This is a genomic window from Nocardia neocaledoniensis (assembly GCF_003182135.1).
GTDB lineage: Bacteria > Actinomycetota > Actinomycetes > Mycobacteriales > Mycobacteriaceae > Nocardia > Nocardia neocaledoniensis.
The window spans coordinates 217,149-237,006 of the sequence record NZ_QGTL01000005.1 but is presented as its reverse complement, the minus strand read 5'-3'; the positions used below and the strand labels follow the sequence as shown (position 1 = coordinate 237,006).

Annotated in this window: 21 protein-coding genes; 6 read left to right on the top strand and 15 right to left on the bottom strand. The window is 69.7% G+C overall.

Translation table 11 applies throughout. From position 1 onward, the window contains the following. Positions 1 to 18: 18 nt before the first annotated feature. The 3 genes from DFR69_RS16570 (at position 19) to DFR69_RS16560 (ending at position 3,279) form a co-directional block, all read left to right on the top strand. On the top strand, positions 19 to 621 hold the full coding sequence (locus tag DFR69_RS16570; RefSeq protein WP_110038464.1) for a TetR/AcrR family transcriptional regulator: 603 nt from the start codon (positions 19 to 21) through the stop codon (positions 619 to 621). 101 nt (positions 622 to 722) lie between these two features. Continuing rightward, entirely contained in the window at positions 723 to 1,553 is an 831-nt protein-coding gene (locus DFR69_RS16565) for a hydrolase (protein ID WP_244198297.1), read from the top strand. A 55-nt stretch (positions 1,554 to 1,608) separates the two neighbouring features. Beyond that, positions 1,609 to 3,279, top strand: a complete 1,671-nt coding sequence (locus tag DFR69_RS16560) for an FAD-binding dehydrogenase (RefSeq protein ID WP_110038463.1) — start codon at positions 1,609 to 1,611, stop codon at positions 3,277 to 3,279. A gap of 25 nt (positions 3,280 to 3,304) precedes the next feature. Here the strand turns inward: DFR69_RS16560 and DFR69_RS16555 are convergent, their stop codons facing one another. Both DFR69_RS16555 and DFR69_RS16550 read right to left on the bottom strand, forming a co-directional pair. Further along, the gene (locus tag DFR69_RS16555) at positions 3,305 to 3,691 is read right to left on the bottom strand and encodes a beta-sandwich lipoprotein (RefSeq protein ID WP_110038462.1); all 387 of its coding nucleotides are present in this window, start codon (positions 3,689 to 3,691) and stop codon (positions 3,305 to 3,307) included. 110 nt (positions 3,692 to 3,801) lie between these two features. Next, positions 3,802 to 4,854 carry a fatty acid desaturase family protein gene (locus DFR69_RS16550; protein WP_110038461.1) on the bottom strand — a complete coding sequence of 351 codons (1,053 nt, stop codon included), beginning with the start codon at positions 4,852 to 4,854 and terminating at the stop codon, positions 3,802 to 3,804. 204 nt (positions 4,855 to 5,058) lie between these two features. Between DFR69_RS16550 and DFR69_RS16545 the strand changes: the two genes are divergently transcribed. Then, on the top strand, positions 5,059 to 5,331 hold the full coding sequence (locus tag DFR69_RS16545; protein ID WP_146229301.1) for a hypothetical protein: 273 nt from the start codon (positions 5,059 to 5,061) through the stop codon (positions 5,329 to 5,331). Between the two features lie 3 nt (positions 5,332 to 5,334). Here DFR69_RS16545 and DFR69_RS34495 read toward each other — a convergent pair whose 3' ends face one another. From DFR69_RS34495 to DFR69_RS16530, 3 genes are read right to left on the bottom strand one after another with little or no spacing between them, the layout of a single operon-like run. After that, entirely contained in the window at positions 5,335 to 6,069 is a 735-nt protein-coding gene (locus DFR69_RS34495; protein ID WP_167456294.1) for an LppU/SCO3897 family protein, read from the bottom strand. Continuing rightward, positions 6,069 to 7,661 (bottom strand): MDR family MFS transporter, encoded by a 1,593-nt coding sequence (locus DFR69_RS16535; protein ID WP_110038459.1) that lies wholly within the window; start codon positions 7,659 to 7,661, stop codon positions 6,069 to 6,071. The genes DFR69_RS34495 and DFR69_RS16535 overlap by 1 nt, the downstream gene beginning before the upstream one ends. Beyond that, positions 7,658 to 8,284, bottom strand: a complete 627-nt coding sequence (locus DFR69_RS16530) for a TetR/AcrR family transcriptional regulator (RefSeq protein WP_167456293.1) — start codon at positions 8,282 to 8,284, stop codon at positions 7,658 to 7,660. Before DFR69_RS16530 ends, DFR69_RS16535 begins: the two co-directional genes overlap by 4 nt. A gap of 158 nt (positions 8,285 to 8,442) precedes the next feature. Between DFR69_RS16530 and DFR69_RS16525 the strand changes: the two genes are divergently transcribed. Beyond that, on the top strand, positions 8,443 to 9,552 hold the full coding sequence (locus tag DFR69_RS16525; RefSeq protein WP_244198296.1) for an AI-2E family transporter: 1,110 nt from the start codon (positions 8,443 to 8,445) through the stop codon (positions 9,550 to 9,552). Positions 9,553 to 9,563: 11 nt separating this feature from the next. Here the strand turns inward: DFR69_RS16525 and DFR69_RS16520 are convergent, their stop codons facing one another. From DFR69_RS16520 to DFR69_RS16480, 9 genes are all read right to left on the bottom strand, one after another. After that, positions 9,564 to 9,791: a DUF6480 family protein gene (locus DFR69_RS16520; RefSeq protein ID WP_110038641.1), complete on the bottom strand. Its 228-nt coding sequence runs from the start codon at positions 9,789 to 9,791 to the stop codon at positions 9,564 to 9,566. A gap of 82 nt (positions 9,792 to 9,873) precedes the next feature. Continuing rightward, the gene (locus DFR69_RS16515; protein ID WP_110038456.1) at positions 9,874 to 10,794 is read right to left on the bottom strand and encodes a hypothetical protein; all 921 of its coding nucleotides are present in this window, start codon (positions 10,792 to 10,794) and stop codon (positions 9,874 to 9,876) included. 262 nt (positions 10,795 to 11,056) lie between these two features. Then, entirely contained in the window at positions 11,057 to 11,446 is a 390-nt protein-coding gene (locus DFR69_RS16510; RefSeq protein WP_146229300.1) for a hypothetical protein, read from the bottom strand. A 56-nt stretch (positions 11,447 to 11,502) separates the two neighbouring features. Then, positions 11,503 to 12,195: a TetR/AcrR family transcriptional regulator gene (locus tag DFR69_RS16505; protein ID WP_110038454.1), complete on the bottom strand. Its 693-nt coding sequence runs from the start codon at positions 12,193 to 12,195 to the stop codon at positions 11,503 to 11,505. 110 nt (positions 12,196 to 12,305) lie between these two features. Next, on the bottom strand, positions 12,306 to 14,516 hold the full coding sequence (locus DFR69_RS16500) for an acyl-CoA dehydrogenase family protein (protein WP_110038453.1): 2,211 nt from the start codon (positions 14,514 to 14,516) through the stop codon (positions 12,306 to 12,308). A gap of 2 nt (positions 14,517 to 14,518) precedes the next feature. Then, positions 14,519 to 15,397: an SDR family oxidoreductase gene (locus DFR69_RS16495; protein WP_110038452.1), complete on the bottom strand. Its 879-nt coding sequence runs from the start codon at positions 15,395 to 15,397 to the stop codon at positions 14,519 to 14,521. Between the two features lie 12 nt (positions 15,398 to 15,409). After that, entirely contained in the window at positions 15,410 to 16,285 is an 876-nt protein-coding gene (locus DFR69_RS16490) for a MaoC/PaaZ C-terminal domain-containing protein (protein ID WP_110038451.1), read from the bottom strand. Next, a complete protein-coding gene (locus DFR69_RS16485) occupies positions 16,282 to 16,722 on the bottom strand; it encodes a type II toxin-antitoxin system Rv0910 family toxin (protein ID WP_110038450.1) in 441 nt (146 codons plus the stop codon). The genes DFR69_RS16490 and DFR69_RS16485 overlap by 4 nt, the downstream gene beginning before the upstream one ends. Before the next feature lie 38 nt (positions 16,723 to 16,760). Next, positions 16,761 to 17,951, bottom strand: coding sequence for a lipid-transfer protein (locus DFR69_RS16480; protein WP_110038449.1), 1,191 nt, complete (start codon positions 17,949 to 17,951; stop codon positions 16,761 to 16,763). Positions 17,952 to 18,181: 230 nt separating this feature from the next. On the opposite strand from DFR69_RS16480, the gene DFR69_RS16475 reads away from it, so the two are divergent. Continuing rightward, a complete protein-coding gene (locus DFR69_RS16475) occupies positions 18,182 to 19,264 on the top strand; it encodes an alpha/beta fold hydrolase (RefSeq protein ID WP_110038448.1) in 1,083 nt (360 codons plus the stop codon). A 42-nt stretch (positions 19,265 to 19,306) separates the two neighbouring features. Here the strand turns inward: DFR69_RS16475 and DFR69_RS16470 are convergent, their stop codons facing one another. Further along, complete coding sequence (locus DFR69_RS16470; RefSeq protein ID WP_244198295.1) at positions 19,307 to 19,762, bottom strand: MarR family winged helix-turn-helix transcriptional regulator; 456 nt, start codon at positions 19,760 to 19,762, stop codon at positions 19,307 to 19,309. Between the last annotated feature and the right edge of the window lie 96 nt (positions 19,763 to 19,858).

Sequence of the window (19,858 nt, the reverse complement as noted above, 5' to 3'; positions counted from 1 at the left end):
AATTGTTAGATTGAGGGTATGGCGACGTCGAACACCCCGTACCACCACGGCGACCTCCCCACCGCGCTGGTCCGCGCGGCCATCGAGCTGCTCGAGGAGGACGGCGCCGCCGAGTTGTCCCTGCGCGCCGCGGCCCGCCGCGCCGGGGTCTCGACCGCCGCGCCCTATCGGCACTTCGCCGACAAGGACGCCCTGCTGTCGGCGGTGGCCGCGGTCGGTTTCCGCGAGCTCGCCGCCGACTTGGCTGCGGCCTGCGCCACCCCGACCACCGCCGAGGACTTCACGGCGGTCGCCATCGCCTACATCCGGTTCGCGCTGAACCGCCCCGGGCTCTTCCGCACCATGTTCGCCGAGCCGTGCGACCCGTCCAGCCCGGAACGACTGGCGGCCACCACCGCGATCCACGAGTACGTCAGATCGATTGTGCGGGAAGCTTTTCCGGGTTCGGACGAGGAAGCTCTCGCCACCGCCCTCTGGTCGATGGTGCACGGCTTGGCGTTCCTGTACCTGCACGGAAAATTCGACGCGAACGAGCCGGGCGGGCTCGAGGAACGCGTCCGGGCGACGGTCGTCGCGATCCTCGACCTGCCCGCGCACGCCGGGGACGGCGCACGCGGATGACCCGCCGCCGACCCTCACTCAGCCTCGCCGCGACCTCATGTATTCAGCGCTTACATTAGGGTGGACTCCGAAGGTTTCGCAGAACGGATCGAAGGAGAGTCGTGGCAACAGGCAGCGAAACGGGGGCGTCCGGCACGGATCGTGACGGCGGCGGAGACGCACCGATCGTGCTGATCGCGCCCGCCATGGCGATCGGCGCCCGGTTCTACACACCACTGACCGCGGCGTTCGAGGCGAGCGGATGGGCCGCACGGACGCTGCCCCGGCGCGGGTTCGAACCGGACGAGCCCACGGCCTCACGGGCCGTCGACTGGTCCTACGGCGACGAGATCGCCACCATCGCCACGGCGGTGACCGCCGCCCGTGCCGAGGATGCCGAGCGGCCGGTGGTCGTCCTCGGGCACAGCCTCGGCGCCCAGCTGGCGGTCGGCTGCCAGCTGACGTCCGCACGCGCCGACGGACTGGTCACCGTCGGCGGTTCACTCCCGCATTTCCGGCACTTCCCGTACGGCGGACTACCCGTCGCGACGGCGGCCGCCCTCGTCCCCGCCCTGACCGCTACGTTCGGCTACCTCCCCAAGCCCGCCCTCGGCGCTCCGGGCGCGCGCACCATGATGCGCGAGTGGGCCCGCATGGTCCTGACGGGTACGCCACCGTTCCCCACCGAGCCCGCCATCGACGCCCCGGCGCTGGTCATCGCGCTCGGCGGGGACACCCTCGCACCGCGCCGCGGCATCGATGCCTTCGCCCGCCGGCTCTTCGCCCCCGACGCCGTCACCCGGTGGGACTACGAGCGGTCGGCGGTCCCGCCCGGCGCGAGCAACGATCACATCCAGTGGGTTCGCTCGCCCGGTCCGGTGGTCGACCGCGTCGTGGACTGGTGGCAGCGCCGGTCCACGGCTTTCGATACACAAACGTATTCGATGCGATAACGTATCCAAAACGGATGCGCAGCGTCGGCTGCCGAGCGGAAAGAGCGGGTGGCATATGGATGCCGATGTGATCGTGGTCGGCGCCGGCCTGGCCGGACTCGTCGCGACCCACGAGCTCACCCGGGCGGGCAAGCGCGTGCTCGTGGTCGATCAGGAGAACGCCGCGAACCTGGGCGGGCAGGCGTTCTGGTCCTTCGGCGGCCTGTTCCTCGTCGACAGCCCGGAGCAGCGCCGCCTCGGCGTGCGGGACTCGGTGGAGTTGGCCTGGAACGACTGGTCGGGTAGCGCCGGCTTCGACCGCCTCGCGGACGAGGACAGCTGGGCCGAGAAATGGGCCCGCGCCTATGTCGAGTTCGCCGCCGGCGAGAAGCGGTCCTACCTCGCCGATCTCGGCATCAGCTTCCTGCCTTCGGTCGGCTGGGCCGAACGCGGCGACCTGACCGCGCGCGGTCACGGCAACTCGGTGCCACGCTTCCACATCGCCTGGGGCACCGGGACCGGTGTCGTCGCCCCGTTCGCCGAATCGGCGCTGCGGGCCGCCGACAACGGGTCGGTCGCCTTTCGCCATCGGCACCGCGTCGACGAGCTCGTCTTCACCGACGGCGCCGTCACCGGCGTCCGCGGTGCCGTCCTGGCCGAAGACGACGCCGCCCGCGGCGCGCCCTCCAGCCGGAAGATCGTCGGGGAGTTCAGTCTCTCGGCGTCCGCGGTGGTGCTGGCCACCGGCGGGATCGGCGGCAACCACGAGATGGTCCGGCGCCACTGGCCCGCGCGCCTGGGCACGCCGCCTGCCCGGATGATCACCGGCGTCCCCGCCCACGTCGACGGCCGCATGCTCGACATCGCCGCCGAGGCAGGCGTCCGACTGGTCAATCGCGACCGCATGTGGCACTACACCGAGGGCATCCAGAACTGGAACCCCATCTGGCCCGGCCACGCCATCCGCATCCTGCCCGGTCCGTCCTCGCTGTGGTTCGACGCACTGGGCCGCCGGCTGCCTGCACCGTATCTGCCCGGCTACGACACCCTCGGCACCCTCCGATACCTGCGCACCACACCGGATCTCGTGCCGTACGACCACTCGTGGTTCATCACCACCCAGCGCATCGTCGCCAAGGAATTCGCGCTGTCCGGCTCCGAACAGAACCCCGACATCACCGACCGCAATCGCAAGGCGCTCGTGAAGGACAGACTGTTCGGCAAGCACGCGCCCGCCCCGGTCGAGGCGTTCAAGACGCACGGGGCGGACTTCGTCGTCGCCGACACCCTCGACGACCTCGTGGCGAAGATGAACGGCCTCACCGAGCGACCGCTGCTCAGTCCCGCCGGCATCCGCGAACAGATCCGCGCGCGCGACCTCCAGGTCGGCAACCCCTACAGCAAGGACGCCCAGCTCCAGGGCATCCACAACTCACGCCGCTACCTCGGTGACCGTCTGATGCGCACCACCGCGCCGCACCGGATCCTCGACCCCGCCGCCGGACCCCTGATCGGCGTCAAACTCCATGTGCTGACCCGCAAGTCGCTCGGCGGCATCCAGACCGATCTCGGCTCGCGGGCCCTCGACGCCGACGGCGTGCCGATTCCTGGTCTGTTCGCCGCCGGCGAGGCGGCGGGCTTCGGCGGCGGCGGCGTGCACGGCTACAACTCGCTGGAAGGCACCTTCCTCGGCGGCTGCGTCTTCTCGGGCCGCGCCGCCGGCCGCACCGCCGCGGCGACGATCTGACGACCGGGCCGTCCCGACGTCGAGCTCAGGGCCGGTCGACGTCGGGAATGATGGCCTCGGGCTTGAAGATCACCTTGTAGTGGTAGCGGCTCACCTCGACGGCCTCGAGCTGTTCCACGAAATAGCTCACGTTGTCCGAGAGTCCGAGGAAGTGCTTCTTGTACTCGTCGTCGCCGGTCTTGCACGTCACCTCGAGCTGGTTGTTCGCGTCCTTGATCGAACACTTGCCCTCGATGGACAGCAGGTACTTGTCGGTGATGCCGTTGAAGAACACGACCCGGCGGTCGATCTTGAACTGGTCCGACTCCTTGGACAGGTTCTCCGACACCACATCGGCGTCGCTCGAACACCCGGCCAGGACGGCGGCCCCCGTGCACACCGCCACGACGGCGGCGATCAGCCTCGACTTCATGTGCTCTCCCCCAGTTGTCGAACACCACGCCCGCTCCCCCTCGGCAGCGGTGGTGCTGGGCCCCAATGCTACCCAGCGCCACCGGGTTTCGCGAGGCCGAAACCCTGTCCTCAGCGGCCGGTGGCGCGCAGTGGAGCGCCGACGCGATGCAGGTGCGCCAGCGCCTCGCGGTAGGAGTCGATCAGGCCGGTCTCGTGATACGGCACCCCGATCTCGGCGCAGTACTCGCGCACGATCGGCTGCGCGTGGCGCAGGTGCGGGGTGGGCATGCTCGGGAACAGGTGGTGCTCGATCTGATAGTTGAGACCGCCGAGGGCGAGGTCGGTCAACACGCCGCCGCGCACGTTACGTGACGTCAGCACCTGGCGGCGCAGGTAGTCGGGCCGGTCGTCGCCGGTCAGTGTCGGCATGCCCTTGTGGTTCGGCGCGAAGATGCACCCCATGTAGAGGCCGAACAGCCCCTGATGGACGGCGAAGAACACCAGCGCCTTGTCGACGGGCAGGACCAGGAACAGCGCGCTCAGATAGAGAGCGAAGTGGCCGAGCAGCAGCGCACCCTCCCAGCGACGATGCTTGACCGCGCGATTGCCGAGCGCCCGGACGCCCGCCACATGCAGGTTGAGTCCCTCCAACAGCAGGAGCGGGAAGAACAGGTACGCCTGCGCCCGCCCGAGCAGCCGCGGCAGCCCGCGGCTCGACCGCGCCTGCTGTTGTGACCAGACCAGCACGTCGGGCGCGACATCCGGGTCGAGGTCCTCGTGGTTCGGATTGGCGTGATGGCGGGTGTGCTTGTCCTGCCACCAGCCGTAGCCCAGGCCGATCCCCGCGTTGCCGACGATCCGTCCCACCAGCTCGGTGGGCCTGCGCAGCCGGAAGACCTGGCGATGCGCCACATCGTGCATCACCAGGGCGACCTGCGCGAAGGCCACGGCCAGGAACGCCGCGACGAGCAGGGTCCACCACGAGTCGCCGACCAGCACGAACGCCGCCCAGCCGCCCACGAACGCGGCGCCGACGAGGCTGAGCCGCAGGGCGTAGTAGCCGGGACGGCGGCGCAGGAGTCCCGCGTCGGAAACGCGGCGCAGCAACCGGGCGTAGTCGCCGTCGGCGCCGCGTCGCGGTGGCCGGGCGGAAGAGTCGGGGACCAGGGCGGATGTCGTCATCACCCGAAGCTATCGGGGGAAATCTCGTCGCTCGTAATCCCTTGGTATGAGAGGTGATCGGACCTCGGAGTGATATTCGCGGCCACGCCGCGGCGCAGTGTGCCCCGTATCGAGGGGTTGAAACGTGACTGGGCTGGGTAAAGAAGTGCTCGACACCGTTCGCGAAATCCGGCGAGCGGGACGTCTCGACAGACGTTCACCAGGGTGGAGAAAAGATTGCTGAAACTGCTCGAGCTCATCCGCAGACCGGCGCAGCCGGTCGACTCGACCGAGCCGCCGACCCCCGCAGGGTCGCTGCGACCGGGCGACATCGTGCTCACCACCAAGCGCAGCTACCGCGTGGTCAGCACCAGCTTCGCCGGCGACGCGCGCCGCGCGGGCCGGGTGGTCGCCGACACGGTCGACCTGGTCACCGGCCGCCTGCGCGTCCTCGACTTCCCCAGCCCCGACACCCTGGTCACCGTCAAGACGGCCTAGCCCTCAGCTGAACGGGCGCAGGCAGAGGATGACGCCCTCGATGCCGTCGTACGCGTCGAGCCGAACACCGTCCTCGTAAACCCTGCACGGCCCGCTCTCCCCGGTGTCGTCCAGGCGGGCGATGATCTTCGCCTGGGCGTTCGCCTCCGAACAACCCACCGTCACCAGCTTCGCGTCGGAGGAGCTGATGCTCATCTCGTCCGCGGTGGAGACACAGTCGCCGACGGCCGGCTCGGCATCGCCGCCGAGGCCGCGAACGACCGCCCAGACCCCGGCGCCGAGCGCGACGGCGACCACGATCCCCAGCGGGATCAGCGCGACCGCCGTGCCGCGCCGACGCGCCACGGCCGTTCCCCTGAACCACACACCGGCCGATCGCTGGTACAGCAGCACGATGACGGCGATCACCGCGACCACGCCCAGCGGCCCCGGTGACAAGCGCACGAGGGCGTACCCACCGGTGCCGTCCGCCTGCGCGCCACCGCTGCTGAACGCGGCCGATCCGAGCGCGACGAATCCTTCGAGCACGGCGAACACGGTCGCGGTGACCCGCACCCGGCGCCGACGCCTGCCGAAGAAGCACGCGGTGATCGCCAGCGCCCAGAAGAACAGGTATCCGAACGCGTTCGCGCCTGCCGCGCGGGGGTGCCCGAGGCCGATCAACACGACGGTGCCGACCAGTCCGATCGCGGCCATCACGACAATGACGGCCCTCGCCGCACGGACATTCCCCGGCATCACCCCTCCTTGACCAGCTCCGGCTCCTCGTCGGCCATCACGGCCTCCCCGCGGGCGACCATACCCGCCTCGTCCGACAACTTCAGGTGCGGGATGAACAGCGCGAGGCCGAAGGCGAGGACCGCGCCGGGGATCAGGTACCAGAAGCCGGGGACGAGCGCGTCGACGTAGGCGCCGACGATGGCATCGTGCAGCGTGTCCGGCAGGTTCTTGACGACCGACGGGATCAAGGCGCTCGGGTCGAGCTTCGCCGCCGCCACCTCCTGCCAGTTCGCCTGGAACGCGACCGTGAGGTTCTCGGTCAGCCTGCCGGTGAAGATGGAGCCGAAGATCGCGATGCCGAGCGCGCCGCCCATCTCCCGGAAGTAGTTGTTCGCGCTGGTCGCCGTGCCGATCTGGTCGGGCGCCACCGCGTTCTGCACCACGAGCACGATGATCTGCATGATCAGGCCGAGGCCCGCGCCCATGACGAACAGCATGGCCGAGACCAGCCACATCGAGGTGTGGGCGTCCAGGCGCGTCAGCCACAGCATGTCGATCCCGATGAGCGCGGCGCCGATCGGCGGATACACCCGGTAGCGCCCGGTCTTGGTGATGACGTTCATCGAGGTGATCAACGTGAGCATCATGCCGATCATCATCGGGATCAGCAGCAGGCCCGACACCGACGCCGAGGTTCCGGTAGCCATCTGCAGGTAGGTCGGGATGAACCCGATCGCCGCGAACATCACCAGGCCGACGAGGAAGCCGATCAGCGAGGTGAGCACGAACGTGCGATTGCGGAACAGCCACAGCGGCAGCATCGGTTCCCGCGCCCGCGACTCCACGAACACGAACGCGGCGACCACGAGGACCAGCGCGGCGATCATCGCCAGCATCGTCGTCGAGCCCCACGCGTACTGCTTGCCACCCCAGTCGGTGATCAGGATCAGCAGGGTGGTCGCACTCGACATGAGCACGATGCCGAGGTAATCGGGGCGGGTCTTGGGCCGATGGCTGGGAATGCTCAAGTAGCGGAAGGCGATGAACAGCGCGGCGATACCGATCGGCACGTTGATCCAGAAGCACCAGCGCCAGTCGAGGTGATCGGCGAACAACCCGCCGAGCAGCGGCCCGGCCACCGAGGTGATGCCGAAGACCGCGCCCATCGGCGCCATGTACTTGCCCCGATCCTTGGCGGGCACCACGTCGGCGATGATGGCCTGCGCCAGGATCATCAGGCCGCCGCCGCCGACGCCCTGCAGCCCGCGGAAGGCGATGAACTCCCAGAAGCCGGTCGAGGCGGCGGCCCCGACCGAGGCGGCGGTGAAGACGGTGATCGCGAACAGGAACAGCCGGCGCCTGCCGAACATGTCGCCGAGCTTGCCGTAGATCGGCATCACGATCGTGGTGGCGAGCAGGTAGGAGGTGGCGGTCCAGGCCATGTGCGAGACGCCGCCGAGTTCGCCGACGATCGTCGGCATCGCGGTGCCGACGATCATCTGATCGAGGCTGGCCAGGAACATGCCCGCGATCAGCGCGGAGAAGATCAGCCAGATCCGCTTCTGGGTCAGGACGATCGGGGTGGGCGGCGAGTCGGCCGTCGTGGTCATCGGAGCGTCTCCCTCGTGCTGTCGTCCGGCCGATCGAACAGCCGGGCGGCCATGGCGCACTGCTCGTGCAGCGCTGCGGCCAGCGACCCGTTCGGGTCCGCGGCCAGCGACATCGCCGCCCGCGTGGTGATGGTGGTCATGATTCCCGCGGTGAGCGAGGCGAATTCGGGGGCGACCTCGGCCCCGAGCCGGGCCGAGAGGAGTTCGGCGGTGGCCGACTCCATCCTGGCGCCGGAGGCGATGAATGCGGAGAGCACGCGGGGCTCGGCCATCACCAGTTCGGTGACGAGCGAGATCCCTTCGCGCACTTCGTTCTCCGGCTGGAAGCCGGCGGCGTGCAGCCAGGTGAGGTCCTCGATGAGCACGCCCGTCGGCCCGCCCGCGACGAATTCCCGGCGCGCCTCCGGTGTTCCGATCTCCCCGACCGGACCGACCACCGCGTCGAGCTTGGTGTCGTAGTAGTTGAAGAAGGTGCGCGAGGAGACGCCGACCGCCTTGGCGATGTCGTCGACGTTCGTCGCGTCCAGCCCGCGCTCGACCGCCAATCGCCGTGCGGCGAGGCACAGGTCGAGCAGGGTTCGTTGTTTCTTCTGTTCGCGCAGTCCGACCGGCTCCCGAGGCACGGTCGATAAATTAGCACAAACTGCAATATTTCAGAAACTGCAACCTTCATGGTGGATGTTCGCTGCCGCGTGGGTGCCGGGAAACGGGGAGTCGCGGGGCGACACTGGGACCCGTGGATACCGACTCCGCGGACCGTGTCCCGAAGGAACGTTCCAGGATGCCGACATGGCTGCCCAGGGCAATGGTGCTGGCACTGGTGTTCTTCGGGCTGTTCCTGCTCGCCGACTGGGCTTTTCACCGGCTCACCGGGATCCTGATCATCCTGTTCGTGGCGTTCTTCATCTCGCTCGCGATGGAGCCGGCCGTCGCGGCCCTGGTGCGGCGGGGCGTGCCCCGCGGGCTCGCGACCGGGCTCGTCTTCGTCGGCGCCTTCGCCTGTGTGCTGGCCTTCCTCGCCGCGCTGGTGACACTGCTGGTGGAGACCGCCACGAACCTGGCCCACGAATCACCCCGGCTGCTGGACGAGGGCGTCGACCGGGTCAATCGCACCTTCGGCCAGCACTTCACGACCCACGATCTGAGTCAGCGGTTGCTGCGCGAATCCGACCTGCTCGAGGGCTACGCCCGCGCGGCCGCCGACAACGTGTGGGGCGTGTCGACGACGGTGCTGGGCGGGCTGGCCCAGGTCCTGACCATCGCGCTGTTCAGTGTCTATCTCACCGCGGGCGGTCCGCGGGTCCGCCGCACCGTGTGCGCCCTGCTGCCGCCCGCCCGTCAGCGGACGTTCCTGCACGCCTGGGACCTGGCCATCGACAAGACCGGCGGCTATCTGTTCTCGCGGGTGCTGCTGGCGATCGTCTCCGCGGTCGTGCACGCGGGGTTCCTGGCGATCCTGCACCTGCCCGACCCGATCGCCCTCGGCGTCTGGTTCGGGGTGATCTCCGCGTTCATCCCGACCGTCGGCACCTACATCGCCGCGATCGTTCCGGTGTTCGTCGCCTTGACGGTCGATCCGATGGACGCGCTGTGGATCATCGTGTTCGCCGTGATCTACCAGTGGTTCCAGGACTATCTGCTGCAACCCCGCATCACCGCGCGCACCGTCGACGTCAACGCCGCGATCGCGCTGCTGGCGGTTCTCGCCGGTGGCGCGCTGCTGGGCCCGGTCGGCGCCCTGCTGGCCATCCCCGCCACCGCCACCGTGCAGGCGTTCCTGTCGGAGTATCTGAAACACTATGCGGTGGTGGAGGATCCGCGCATCGAGCAGACGACGCCGCGCCGCGGACGCACCGCCCCCGCCCGGCCGGAGCCACCGAACCCCGACTGAGGCGCGCGCCGCTACAAGCTCAGCAGCAGTGCCACCGCCACGACGAGGAACACCGCCACGATCACCGCCGTGACCGCGACCGCGGCGATCCCGGTCGGGGGAAAACGCCGACGGGTCCGCGGTTCGGGCGCGGACAGCCCGGACATCTGCCCCGACTCGGGCGGCGTCGACCCCGGCGGCACCCCGCCGCCCGGCTCCAGGTCGGGAATGCGCGTGGGATCAGGGTCCATGGAAGCCATGGTCCACACCTCCTCGGCGAACGATCGGTTCGACCGCCCACGGCGGCCCTATCGACGCTCTACCCCCGCGCCGGTCCCTCAATCACCCCGACAGCAGCGGCAGGGCGATCCAGAACCACAGCAGGAAGGCGACCGGGATGAGGAACCCGAGGGCGGCGGGCCTGCGAAACAGGGGTTTGCCGGGGTCCATCGGCCGGCCGGGCATGCCGGGGATCGGCGGGCCGAGCGCCCTGATCCGGGAATGCGCCGACGCGTTGGCCAGCAGCGTGATCGGGTTGATCATCAGCGACAACGGCCCCCACCAGCCGAGCCAGACACTCTGCAGCGTCATCCGGCGCAGGGTGGCCAGGCCGCAGTCGCGACAGAACGGGCCCGGCATCCGGACGAACTGCATCCACAGCAGCAGTCCCCGATGGCTCCGGATGTCCACGGCCGCCGCGGGCGTCGCGCCGCAGTGCCTGCAGTAGGTCGCCCGCGCGGTCGGCACCGGGACCGGCACGGCCGCTCGGGGCGGTTCGGCCTGCGGCCGTCGCAGCTCCCGCGACAACCCGGACAGCGTCACGCCCAGGACATCGGCTTGGACGGCGGCGAGCAGCTGCTCGCGGCTCAGGCCGTCGCTCAGCGCCCGCGCCGCGGCGGTGTCGGGGTCGGCGACCAGTCCCAGTGCGAGCATGCCGGTGGGGATGGCGTGCATGTTGTACCGATGCGCCAGGCGGGCAGCGGTTTCCAGCGCCGCGGCACAGCTGTCGGTGAGCCGGATCCCCTCCCACTGCGACGCCCCGCCGGTGGCCGGATCCAGGACGATCTTGCCGGCGATTCCCACGTCGTCGCCGCAGTGCAGCGAGATCCGGTCCCAGCTGCCCGAGGTGTCGACCCGCATCAGCGCGACGAGCAGGTCCCTGGTGTCGACCGGGCGCGCGCCCGCAGCGGAGCGCGCCTGCCGCAGCGCGTTCACCACGGTGGGATGCGGCGGCACGGTCAGCGCGATGCCGGGTGTCCTCATCTGTCCCCCTCCGACAGCTCGCCCTCCGAGCTGTAGCTCCTCCCCCCAGCGAAAGCTACGCGATGTTGCCGGAACGTATGCGATTTTCGATACGCCGACGATAGGTGGCGACCCGTATCCTCCGCACTCGCCGGACTCGACGCGCCCCGCTCGCACGGCCACTACGTCTACATCGCGCTGCTCGTGGCGGGCATCGCGCTGCTCGCCGCGGCCTGAACACAGTCACGGCCGGGCCTGCGCCGCGCAGGCGACCTCTTCGCCGCTACTCGTAGGCGTTCGACGGGGCGGGCCGGGTGGGCACCAGCGTGATGCGCGCGTCGGTCGCGATCCCGATCTGCCCCAGCGTGAGCGGGTTCATGCAGTTGCGCTGCGGGTGGGTGAAGATCGGGTCCATCGTCGGATCGGTGTGCCCGGTGACCGACTTGTAGTACGGCCCGAACGGCTGCCCACCCGACACACTCACGCCGAAGCAGTCGACCTCCAGAATGTAGGTGCCGTCCCCACCGCAGTGCGCGGACGCGCCGTCCCACCGTCGGTCCAGTGCGCACCCCTGCGGCTCCGCCTGGGCGGAGCCCGCCGTGATCGTCGACAACAGCGCCGCGCTCGCGATCAGCGTCGACGTACCGAGAACGCGCCATGTCATGGTTGCCATGTCGGACCTCCGCCTTTGCTTCCACACGGAAAAACCTGCCGGGCGACCACTCTATGTCAGAACAGCTCGGATACCGGAGTATCCGCGCGGATGACGAGATCGGCCGACGCCAGCGTCACGGCGATGGCGTTGAGGATCAGCCGTTGCAACAGGTCGGACAGCTCGTCGGCCGTCAGGGGCTGCATGCCGCGGCTGAGCCAGCGATTCACCGCGTTGTCGACCATGCCGACGAGCGCGAACGCCAGCGATTCCGCGACCTCGGCCGGCTGCTCCCGGCGCGCCAGGGCGGCGGCGAACAGCCGCGTCACCTGCACCGCGACCGCCGTGCGCGCGCCCGTGACGGATTGCGAACCGCCCGGGGACCGCTTGGCGGAACCGGCGGCCAGGAAGTGATGCAGGTGGGGATTGGTGACGATCCAGCCGATGTAGGTGTCGACCGCCCGGGTGATCGCGTCGCCGACCGTGCCCTCGGGGTTGAGCGCGGGCGACAGCCGGGTCATCAGCTCGGCGATGATGCGGTCGCGCACCTGTTCGTCGAGGTCGTCGCGATCACCGAAGAGCCGGTACACGACCGATCGGGGAACGCCGGCCCGCTCGGCGATGTCCTTGACGCCCACCTCGACGCCGTGCTGCCGGATGGCCGCGATCGCCGCGGCCAGGATCTGGTCGCGGCGTTCGGCCTTGTGCCCGCTCCACCGCTGCGATCGACCGTCGGTGGTTCCGGGGGCGGCGGGTTCGGGGTTCGACACGTTCGGACCCTACACCGACGAATCATTCCTCGGCCCCGCGCCGACCGGCGGCGCCGGCCGGTCACCGGCACCCCCGAGGCGCGAGGTCGAGGCAGAGCCGCCGGCGGTGCTCACGTGCCCGCGGCCGCGTCGCGCGGCAGCCCGAGCATGCGCTCACCGATGACATTGAGCTGAACCTCGGTCGTGCCGCCGTAGATGGTGGTGGCGCGGCCGGCGATCAGCTGTTCCATCGCGTGATCGCTGCGCTCGCCCGGCACCGAGACCACACCCGCGACGCCGAGTTCGGCGACGATGAACTCCGAGATCGCCTGTCCCAGCGCCATACCGAGCAGCTTGCCGACGCTCGAGGTGGTGGAGACATCGATGCCGGACAGCTGCTTGAGCACCACCCGGGAACCGATCACGTCCACCGCCCGGCTCTCGGCCATCAGCTCGCCGATCCGGTGGCGGGCCACCGGGGACAGCTCGCGGCCGATCGCGAACCGCAGCAGATCGGTGTCGGTGGCGTAGGCCTCCATCTTCTGGCTCAGCGCCACCCGCTCGCCGGCCAGCGTGGTCCTGGCCACGTGCCACCCGTCGTCGACGGCACCGACCACGTTCTCGTCGGGGATGAACACCTCGTCGAGGAACACCTCGTTGAACAGCGCCGACCCGGTCATCTCGCGCAGCGGACGCACCGTGATGCCCGGGCTCGCCATGTCCAGCACGAAGTAGGTGATGCCCTCGTGCTTGGGCTTGTCGGGGTTCGTGCGCGCGATCAGCATCGCCCACTGCGCGAACTGCGCGACCGTCGTCCAGATCTTCTGTCCGGTCACCCGCCAGCCGCCGTCGACCTTGACGGCCTTGGTGGTCAGGCTCGCCAGGTCCGAGCCGGCGCCCGGCTCGCTGAACAGCTGACACCACACGACCTCGCCGCGCAGTGTCGGCACGACCAGTTCCCGTTTCTGCCGTTCGTCGCCGTGCGGGACGAGCGCGCCGACCGCCCAGGTGCCCATCAGCAGCTGCGGCATCGGGATGCCGGAGGCCTTGACCTCCTGCGAGATCACCACCTGCTCGAGCGGGGAGGCCGAGCGGCCGTACGGGCGGGGCAGATGCGGCAGGTTCCAGCCGCCGTCGCCGAGGGCGACGAGCTGGTCGTCCTCGTCGTCGATCGCCGCGATCTCGGCCAGTTCGGCCCGGATGTCCGCCCGGATCCGCTCGGCCTCGCCGGGCAGTTCCAGTTCGGTGGAGAGGGTGACCCCGGACAGCGCGTACCCCGCGACGGCCTCGGCCCGCTCGTCACGCCCGCCGAGCTGACCGCGCAGCGCGAGCGCGCGGCGGTAGTACAGGTGGGCGTCGTGTTCCCAGGTGAAGCCGATGCCGCCGTGGACCTGGATGCAGTCCTGGGCCACCTCGACCGCGGCGTCGGGGACGATCAGCGCGGCGATCGCGGCCGCGTAGTCGGCGGTGTCGTCGTCGCGATCGAGGGCATAGGCCGCGTCCCACAGCACGGCGCGCGCCTTCTCGAGGGCGATGCCCATGTGCGCGCACTTGTGCTTCACGCCCTGGAACTGCCCGATCGGGCGACCGAACTGCACGCGGGTCTTGGCGTATTCGGCGGCGGTCGAGACACACCACGACATCACACCGACGGCCTCGGCGCCGAAGATCACCGCCGCGAGCGAACGCACCCGGGTCGGGCTGGTGTCGAGCACCCGGTCGGCGGGCACCGACACCGAATCCGCGTGCAGGCGTGCGGTTCCCCGCAGCACGTCGACATTGTCCTGGGCTGTGACCGTCAGCTCGGCGTTCTCGAACGCCACCCACCGCCGGTCCCCGTCGATCTCGACGGGTGCGAGGACGATGTCCGCGCCCAGCGCGCCGATCACGCCGTCGGCGTGGCCGTCGACGACCAGCACACCGTCCCGGCGCACCCCGGTCAGCGCCGACGACAGCGCGACCGCGCCGGTCCGCGAGCCGTCGGTGAGCCCGGGCAGCTGCGCCCGCGCCCACGTTCCGCCCGCCTGCGCGAGCACCGCGCTCGCCAGTGCCGTCGGCACGAACGGTCCGGTGTGCAGGCCGCGTCCGAGTGGTTCGAGGGCCACGGCCAGCGTGAGCAGGCCCGCGCCCTGTCCGCCCAGGTCCTCGGCGACGTGCACGCTCAGCAGCTCCTGGGCGACGAGGGCGTCCCAGTGGGGCAGCTTGCCCGCGTCACCGGATTCCACTGCCGCGCGGACGGTTTCGCTGGTGATGGTGCGCTCGACGAAGCCGCTCACCGCCTGGGCGAGGGCCGCGTGGTCCTCGCTGACGCCGACGCCGAGTGCGTAGCTGGTGCGTGCCATGGCTAGCTGGTCTCCTTCAGCTGGGCGGCGACGCCGTCGATGGTCCACGGGCCGTCGGTCTCGACCGTGCGCACGTCGTGCCAGCCGGCGAGTTCGATGATGGCCCCGCCCTGCACCGCGAACACCTTGCCGGTGAGCGCGCAGTCGGCTTCGGCCAGGTGGGCGACCAGCGGGGAGATGTTGGCCGGGGAGAACGGGTCGAACTCGCCCTCGGGCACCTCGGCGGCGAACAGCGCGCCCATGCCGGGGGTGGCCAGGGTCAGACGGGTGCGGGCGATCGGGGCGATCGCGTTGACGCGCACGCCATAGCGCTCCAGCTCGTCGGCGGCGACCAGGGTGAGCGCGGCGATGCCCGCCTTGGCAGCACCGTAGTTGCCCTGTCCGGCATTGGGCATGAACGTGCCGGAGGCCGACGCGGTGTTGATCACCGACGCCGCGACCGGCTGACCGGCCTTGGTCCGCGCCTTCCAGTAGGCGGCGGCGTGGTGCAGGGTGGCGGCGTGGCCCTTGAGGTGCACGGCGATCACCGCGTCCCACTGGGATTCCGCCATGCCCGCGATGAACGCGTCGCGCAGGATCCCCGCGTTGTTCACCAGCACATCGAGCGAGCCGTACTCGCTGACGGCTTGCTCGACAAGGGCTTTCGCGCCGTCCCAGGTGGCGATGTCGTCGGTGTTGGCCACGGCCTGCCCGCCGGCCGCGACGATCTCGTCGACCACCTGCTGGGCCGGTCCGGCGTCGGTGCCGGTGCCGTCGTTGGCGCCGCCGAGATCGTTGACCACGACCTTGGCTCCCTCAGCGGCGAACAGCAGCGCGTGTTCACGACCGATACCGCGACCGGCGCCGGTGATCACCGCGACGCGACCGTCGAGTTTTCCCATGAGTGTTGTCTCCTAGTTGAATTCGGCGCGGCCGTCGGTGATGGCGATCTGTCCCGCGGCCTCGGTCTCGAAGGCGAAGGCGCGCACATCGGGGTCGGCGGACCCGGTCGGCCAGAAGGTAGTGGTGATCCGCTGCCCCGGCAGGACCGGCTTGGCGAAGCGCACCGCCAGTCTGCGCAGGCGCGCGGTCTCGCTGTCGGCGAGTTCGGTCAGCGCGGCCCAGGAGGTGAACGCCATGGTGCACAGACCGTGGTTGATGATGCCGGGCAGTCCGGCCATCCTGGCGATCTCGTCGTCGAGGTGGATCGGCATCGGATCACCGGAGGCAGGCGAGTAGCGGAAGGTCTGGTCCTCGTCGACGCGGGCCACGACCCGCGCGGCCTGCTCCCCCGCCCGATCGGCGTCGGTGAGGCGATGCTCCGGGGCGGCCTCGCCTTCGCCCGGTCCCGCGTCGACCTTGCGGAAGAACGCCGTCATCCACTGCTCGTTGACGAGTTCGCCGTCCGCGTCGCGGGTTTCGGCGTAGACGACCACGGTCGACCCGTTGGGCTTGCCCGCGTAGCCGATCGGCTTGGCCCGCACGACCAGGTCGTCGCCGGGCCGGATCGGCCGGTGGAACACGAAGTCCTGTTCCCCGTGGACCAGCTTCATCAGCAGTTCCACCGGGGCCACCGACAGTGCGGCGGGCGCCATCGAGGTGAACACCGGCACCACCGCGAACACCGGCGGCGCCACGTCGCCGGCGCGATGAGCCGCGATCGGATCATTGGTCGCGGCAGCGTATTCGGCGATGCGCTCGGCGGTGACCGAGAAGTGCTCCGCCTCGGTCCACTCCCCCAGGCCGGAGCCGTCGAACACGACTCCGGCCGAGGTGACGTCGCTGGTCACGCGGCGGACCCGACGAGCTCGGTGAACTTGGCCATCGACTCCTTCAGGTCGGCCTCGGCGTGCTTGGCGACGGCCTTGCCGATCGGGCCGACGATCATGGTCCCCTTGAAGGAGGCGTCGAAGGCGGCCGAGGACCCGGTGGCGGTGGGCTCCACCTTCAGCACGAATTCGACGGTGACACCGGCCATGCCGGTGCCGGTGATCTTGAGGTACCTGGTGGGATCGACCTCGGCCACGGTCCACTCGATCTTGTTGGCCATGTTCATCACCGAGACGACCTCGATGAAGCGCGAGCCCGCTGCCAGTTCGGCGGGCAGTTCCGAACGCCAGCCCTGGTGGATGGTCAGCCAGTCCTCCCAGTTCGCCAGATCACTCAGGCGCGCCCAGGCGGCCTCGGGGGTCACGGGCAGGTCGGTGGAGACGGTCACGGATGCCATGGGAGTACTCCTCGTAGAGATGTGGGGGGGAAGGGAAGTCAGCGGTTCGCGGGACGGTAGGCGGTCACCACGACCGCGCCGCCCAGTCCGATGTTGTGCTGCAGGGCGATTCGCGCGCCCTCGACCTGGCGGGCGTCGGCGGTGCCGCGCAGCTGCCAGGTGAGTTCGCTGCACTGGGCCAGGCCGGTCGCGCCGAGCGGATGACCCTTCGAGATCAGTCCGCCCGAGGGGTTGACGACCCAGGTGCCGCCGTAGGTGGTGGCGTTGTCGTCGACCAGGCGGCCGCCCTCGCCGGGCGCGCACAGGCCGAGCGCCTCGTAGGTCAGCAGCTCGTTGGTCGAGAAGCAGTCGTGCAGTTCGATGACGTCGAGGTCCTCGGGTCCGATCCCGGCCTGCTCGTAGACCTTCAGCGCGGCCGTGCGCGACATGTCGGAGCCGACGAGGTTGATCGCGGTCGGGTCGGTGAAGGTGGACGACAGGTCGGTGACCATCGCCTGCCCGACCATCTCGACCGCGCGATCGGCCAGCCCGTGCCGATCGACGAACGCCTCACCGGCCAGGATCACCGCGCCCGCGCCGTCGGAGGTCGGCGAGCACTGCAGCTTGGTGAGGGGGCCGTAGATCTGCTTGGCGGCCAGCACTTCCTCGAGGCTGTATTCCTTCTGGAACTGCGCGTACGGGTTGTTCACCGAATGCTTGTGGTTCTTCACGCCGATCTCGGCGAACTGCTCGGCGGTGGTGCCGTAGCGCTCCATGTGCTCCTTGCCCGCGGCGCCGAACATGTACGGCGCGGGCGGCATGGCGAACTCCTGCAGTTCGGCCAGCGCGAGCAGGTGCCGCATCATCGGCTGCTCGCGGTCGTCGAAGGTCGAGCCCAGCGAGCCCTTCTGCATCTTCTCGAAGCCCAGCGCCAGCGTGCACTCGGCCAGCCCGCCCCGGATCGCCTGGGCCGCGAGATAGAGCGCGGTCGAGCCGGTCGAACAGTTGTTGTTGACGTTGACGACCGGGATGCCGGTCATGCCCAGCTCGTAGACCGCGCGCTGACCCGAGGTCGACTCGCCGTACACATAGCCGACGTAGGCCTGCTCCACGCGGTCGTAGTCGATGCCGGCATCGGCGAGCGCCTTGGTGCCAGCCTCCCTGGCCATGTCGGGATAGTCCCATTCCAGCGCGCCCGGCTTCTCGAACTTCGTCATGCCGACGCCGACGACGAACACCTTCTGTGTCATGTACGCACTCCTGTGTGCCGCGTGCCCGATTATGTGAGACACCGTGTAACCGGTAATGTATGTGGGACACGGCGTCCAAGTCAATGGTCGGTCCGAAGAAGTTCCGCGACCGGTCGACCGCGCAGTGGGCCGTTTCCGACCCACAGCGACTTCCAGCAACGGGAGCGCTTAAACTAAGTGGGACACGTTGTCCAGGCCACGATGTGCCCACGGTGCGATGGAGGAAAGTGATGGTCAGGTGGGACACCGCCGTGCGCAATATCGGCGCGTTGTTCGGGGAGGGCATCGAACCGTACGCACCGACGCCGTCGGTCGACGTGTACGACCATCCGCACCGACGGCTGCGGCACTACCGCCGAGCGACGCCGGGGCGCGGCAATCCGATCCTGCTGGTGCCGCCGCTGGCCGTCACCATCTCGTGCTACGACCTGCGACCCGGGCAGAGCCTGGTCGAGTTCCTCCTCGCGCTGGGCCGGGAGGTGTATGTCATCGACTACGGCGAGATCGGGTACGCCGACCGCAACCTCGGTTTCGAGGAGTGGGTCGACGACATCGTGCCCGACGCGGTCCGCCGGGTCAGCGCCGAGCACGCCTACGCGCCCGTCGACGTGATCGGCTGGTCGTTCGGCGGCACCATCAGCCTGCTGACCACAGCGGCCGACCCGGCGCTGCCGGTGGCGTCGGTGACCGCGGTCGGGTCGCCGTTCGATCAACGACGCAACGGACCGATGTCGCTGGCCAGATCACTCGGCAGGCTCGCGCCCACCCGGATCGTCACCGAGCCGGTCCGCCTCCTCGGCGGCATCCCGAAACAGGCCGTGCGCCTGGGATTCCGGGCGCAGTCGCTGGACCGCGAGCTGACCAAGCCGTGGTACATCGCGCGCCACGCGGGCGACGCCGAGTCCCTCGCCAGGATGCAGGCCGTCGACCGCTTCATGGACCAGATGCCCGGCTACCCCGGCCGGTTCTACCGCCAGGTCTACCGGCAGCTGATCATCCGCAACGAGATGTGGACGGGCACAGTCCATCTCAACCCCGACCACGCCATCGACCTGACCGCGATCACCGCCCCCGTCCTCCTCGTCGGCGGCACCCGCGACACCCTGGCCTCTGCCGCCTCGGTCGCGGCGGGCACCGAGGTCCTCACCGACGCGCCGACCACCTTCGTCGAGGTCGAGGGCAGCCACCTCGGCATCATCGCCGGCCCCGGCGCCCGCACCGGCAGCTGGGCCGCGATCGCCGAGTTCCTCGACCGATCCCCCATCCCGAACGGCAACGACGACCTCCGGCCCCACAGCCTGGCCATCCGCTGACGACGACACCGCCAAAGAAGCGCTGAAGTCGCAGGTTGCGGGCTAGGCGGGGGTCCGAACGTCGGCGCCGGGCGCGCGCACCGCACGCTGGAGCAGGTCGCGCAGGTGGGTCCGATCATCGTCGGTCAGCTCGCCGAGTGGCGATTCCAGCGTCATCACGCGCTTCAGTTCCTGGCGCAGCTCGGCCCCACGGGGACTGAGCACCAGCTGTTTGGCACGTCGATCACTCGGGTGCGGCTGCCTGCTGACCAGACCACGGTTCTCCAGTTTGTCGATGACGAACGTGACGTTCGACGGCTCACACGACATCCGGCCGGCCAACTGCCGCATGGTCAGCGGTTCGCCCAGTTCGTGCAGCGCGATGGCCTGCGTCGCGGTGAGACCGACGGTGGCGGCGCACTCGTGCACATGGTCCTGGATCTGCCGCGCGAGCCGGTTGACGAGGGCGCACAGGTCGGCGGCGGGCAGGAGGTCCTGGTCAGGCGAGTCGGCGTCCACGAATCCAGTGTAGCGCCGATGCATCAAGCCTTAATGCTTGCAGCTTGAATTGTTTCTACTTTAAGCTTCAGGGGTTCGCACCGACTGTCGTTCACG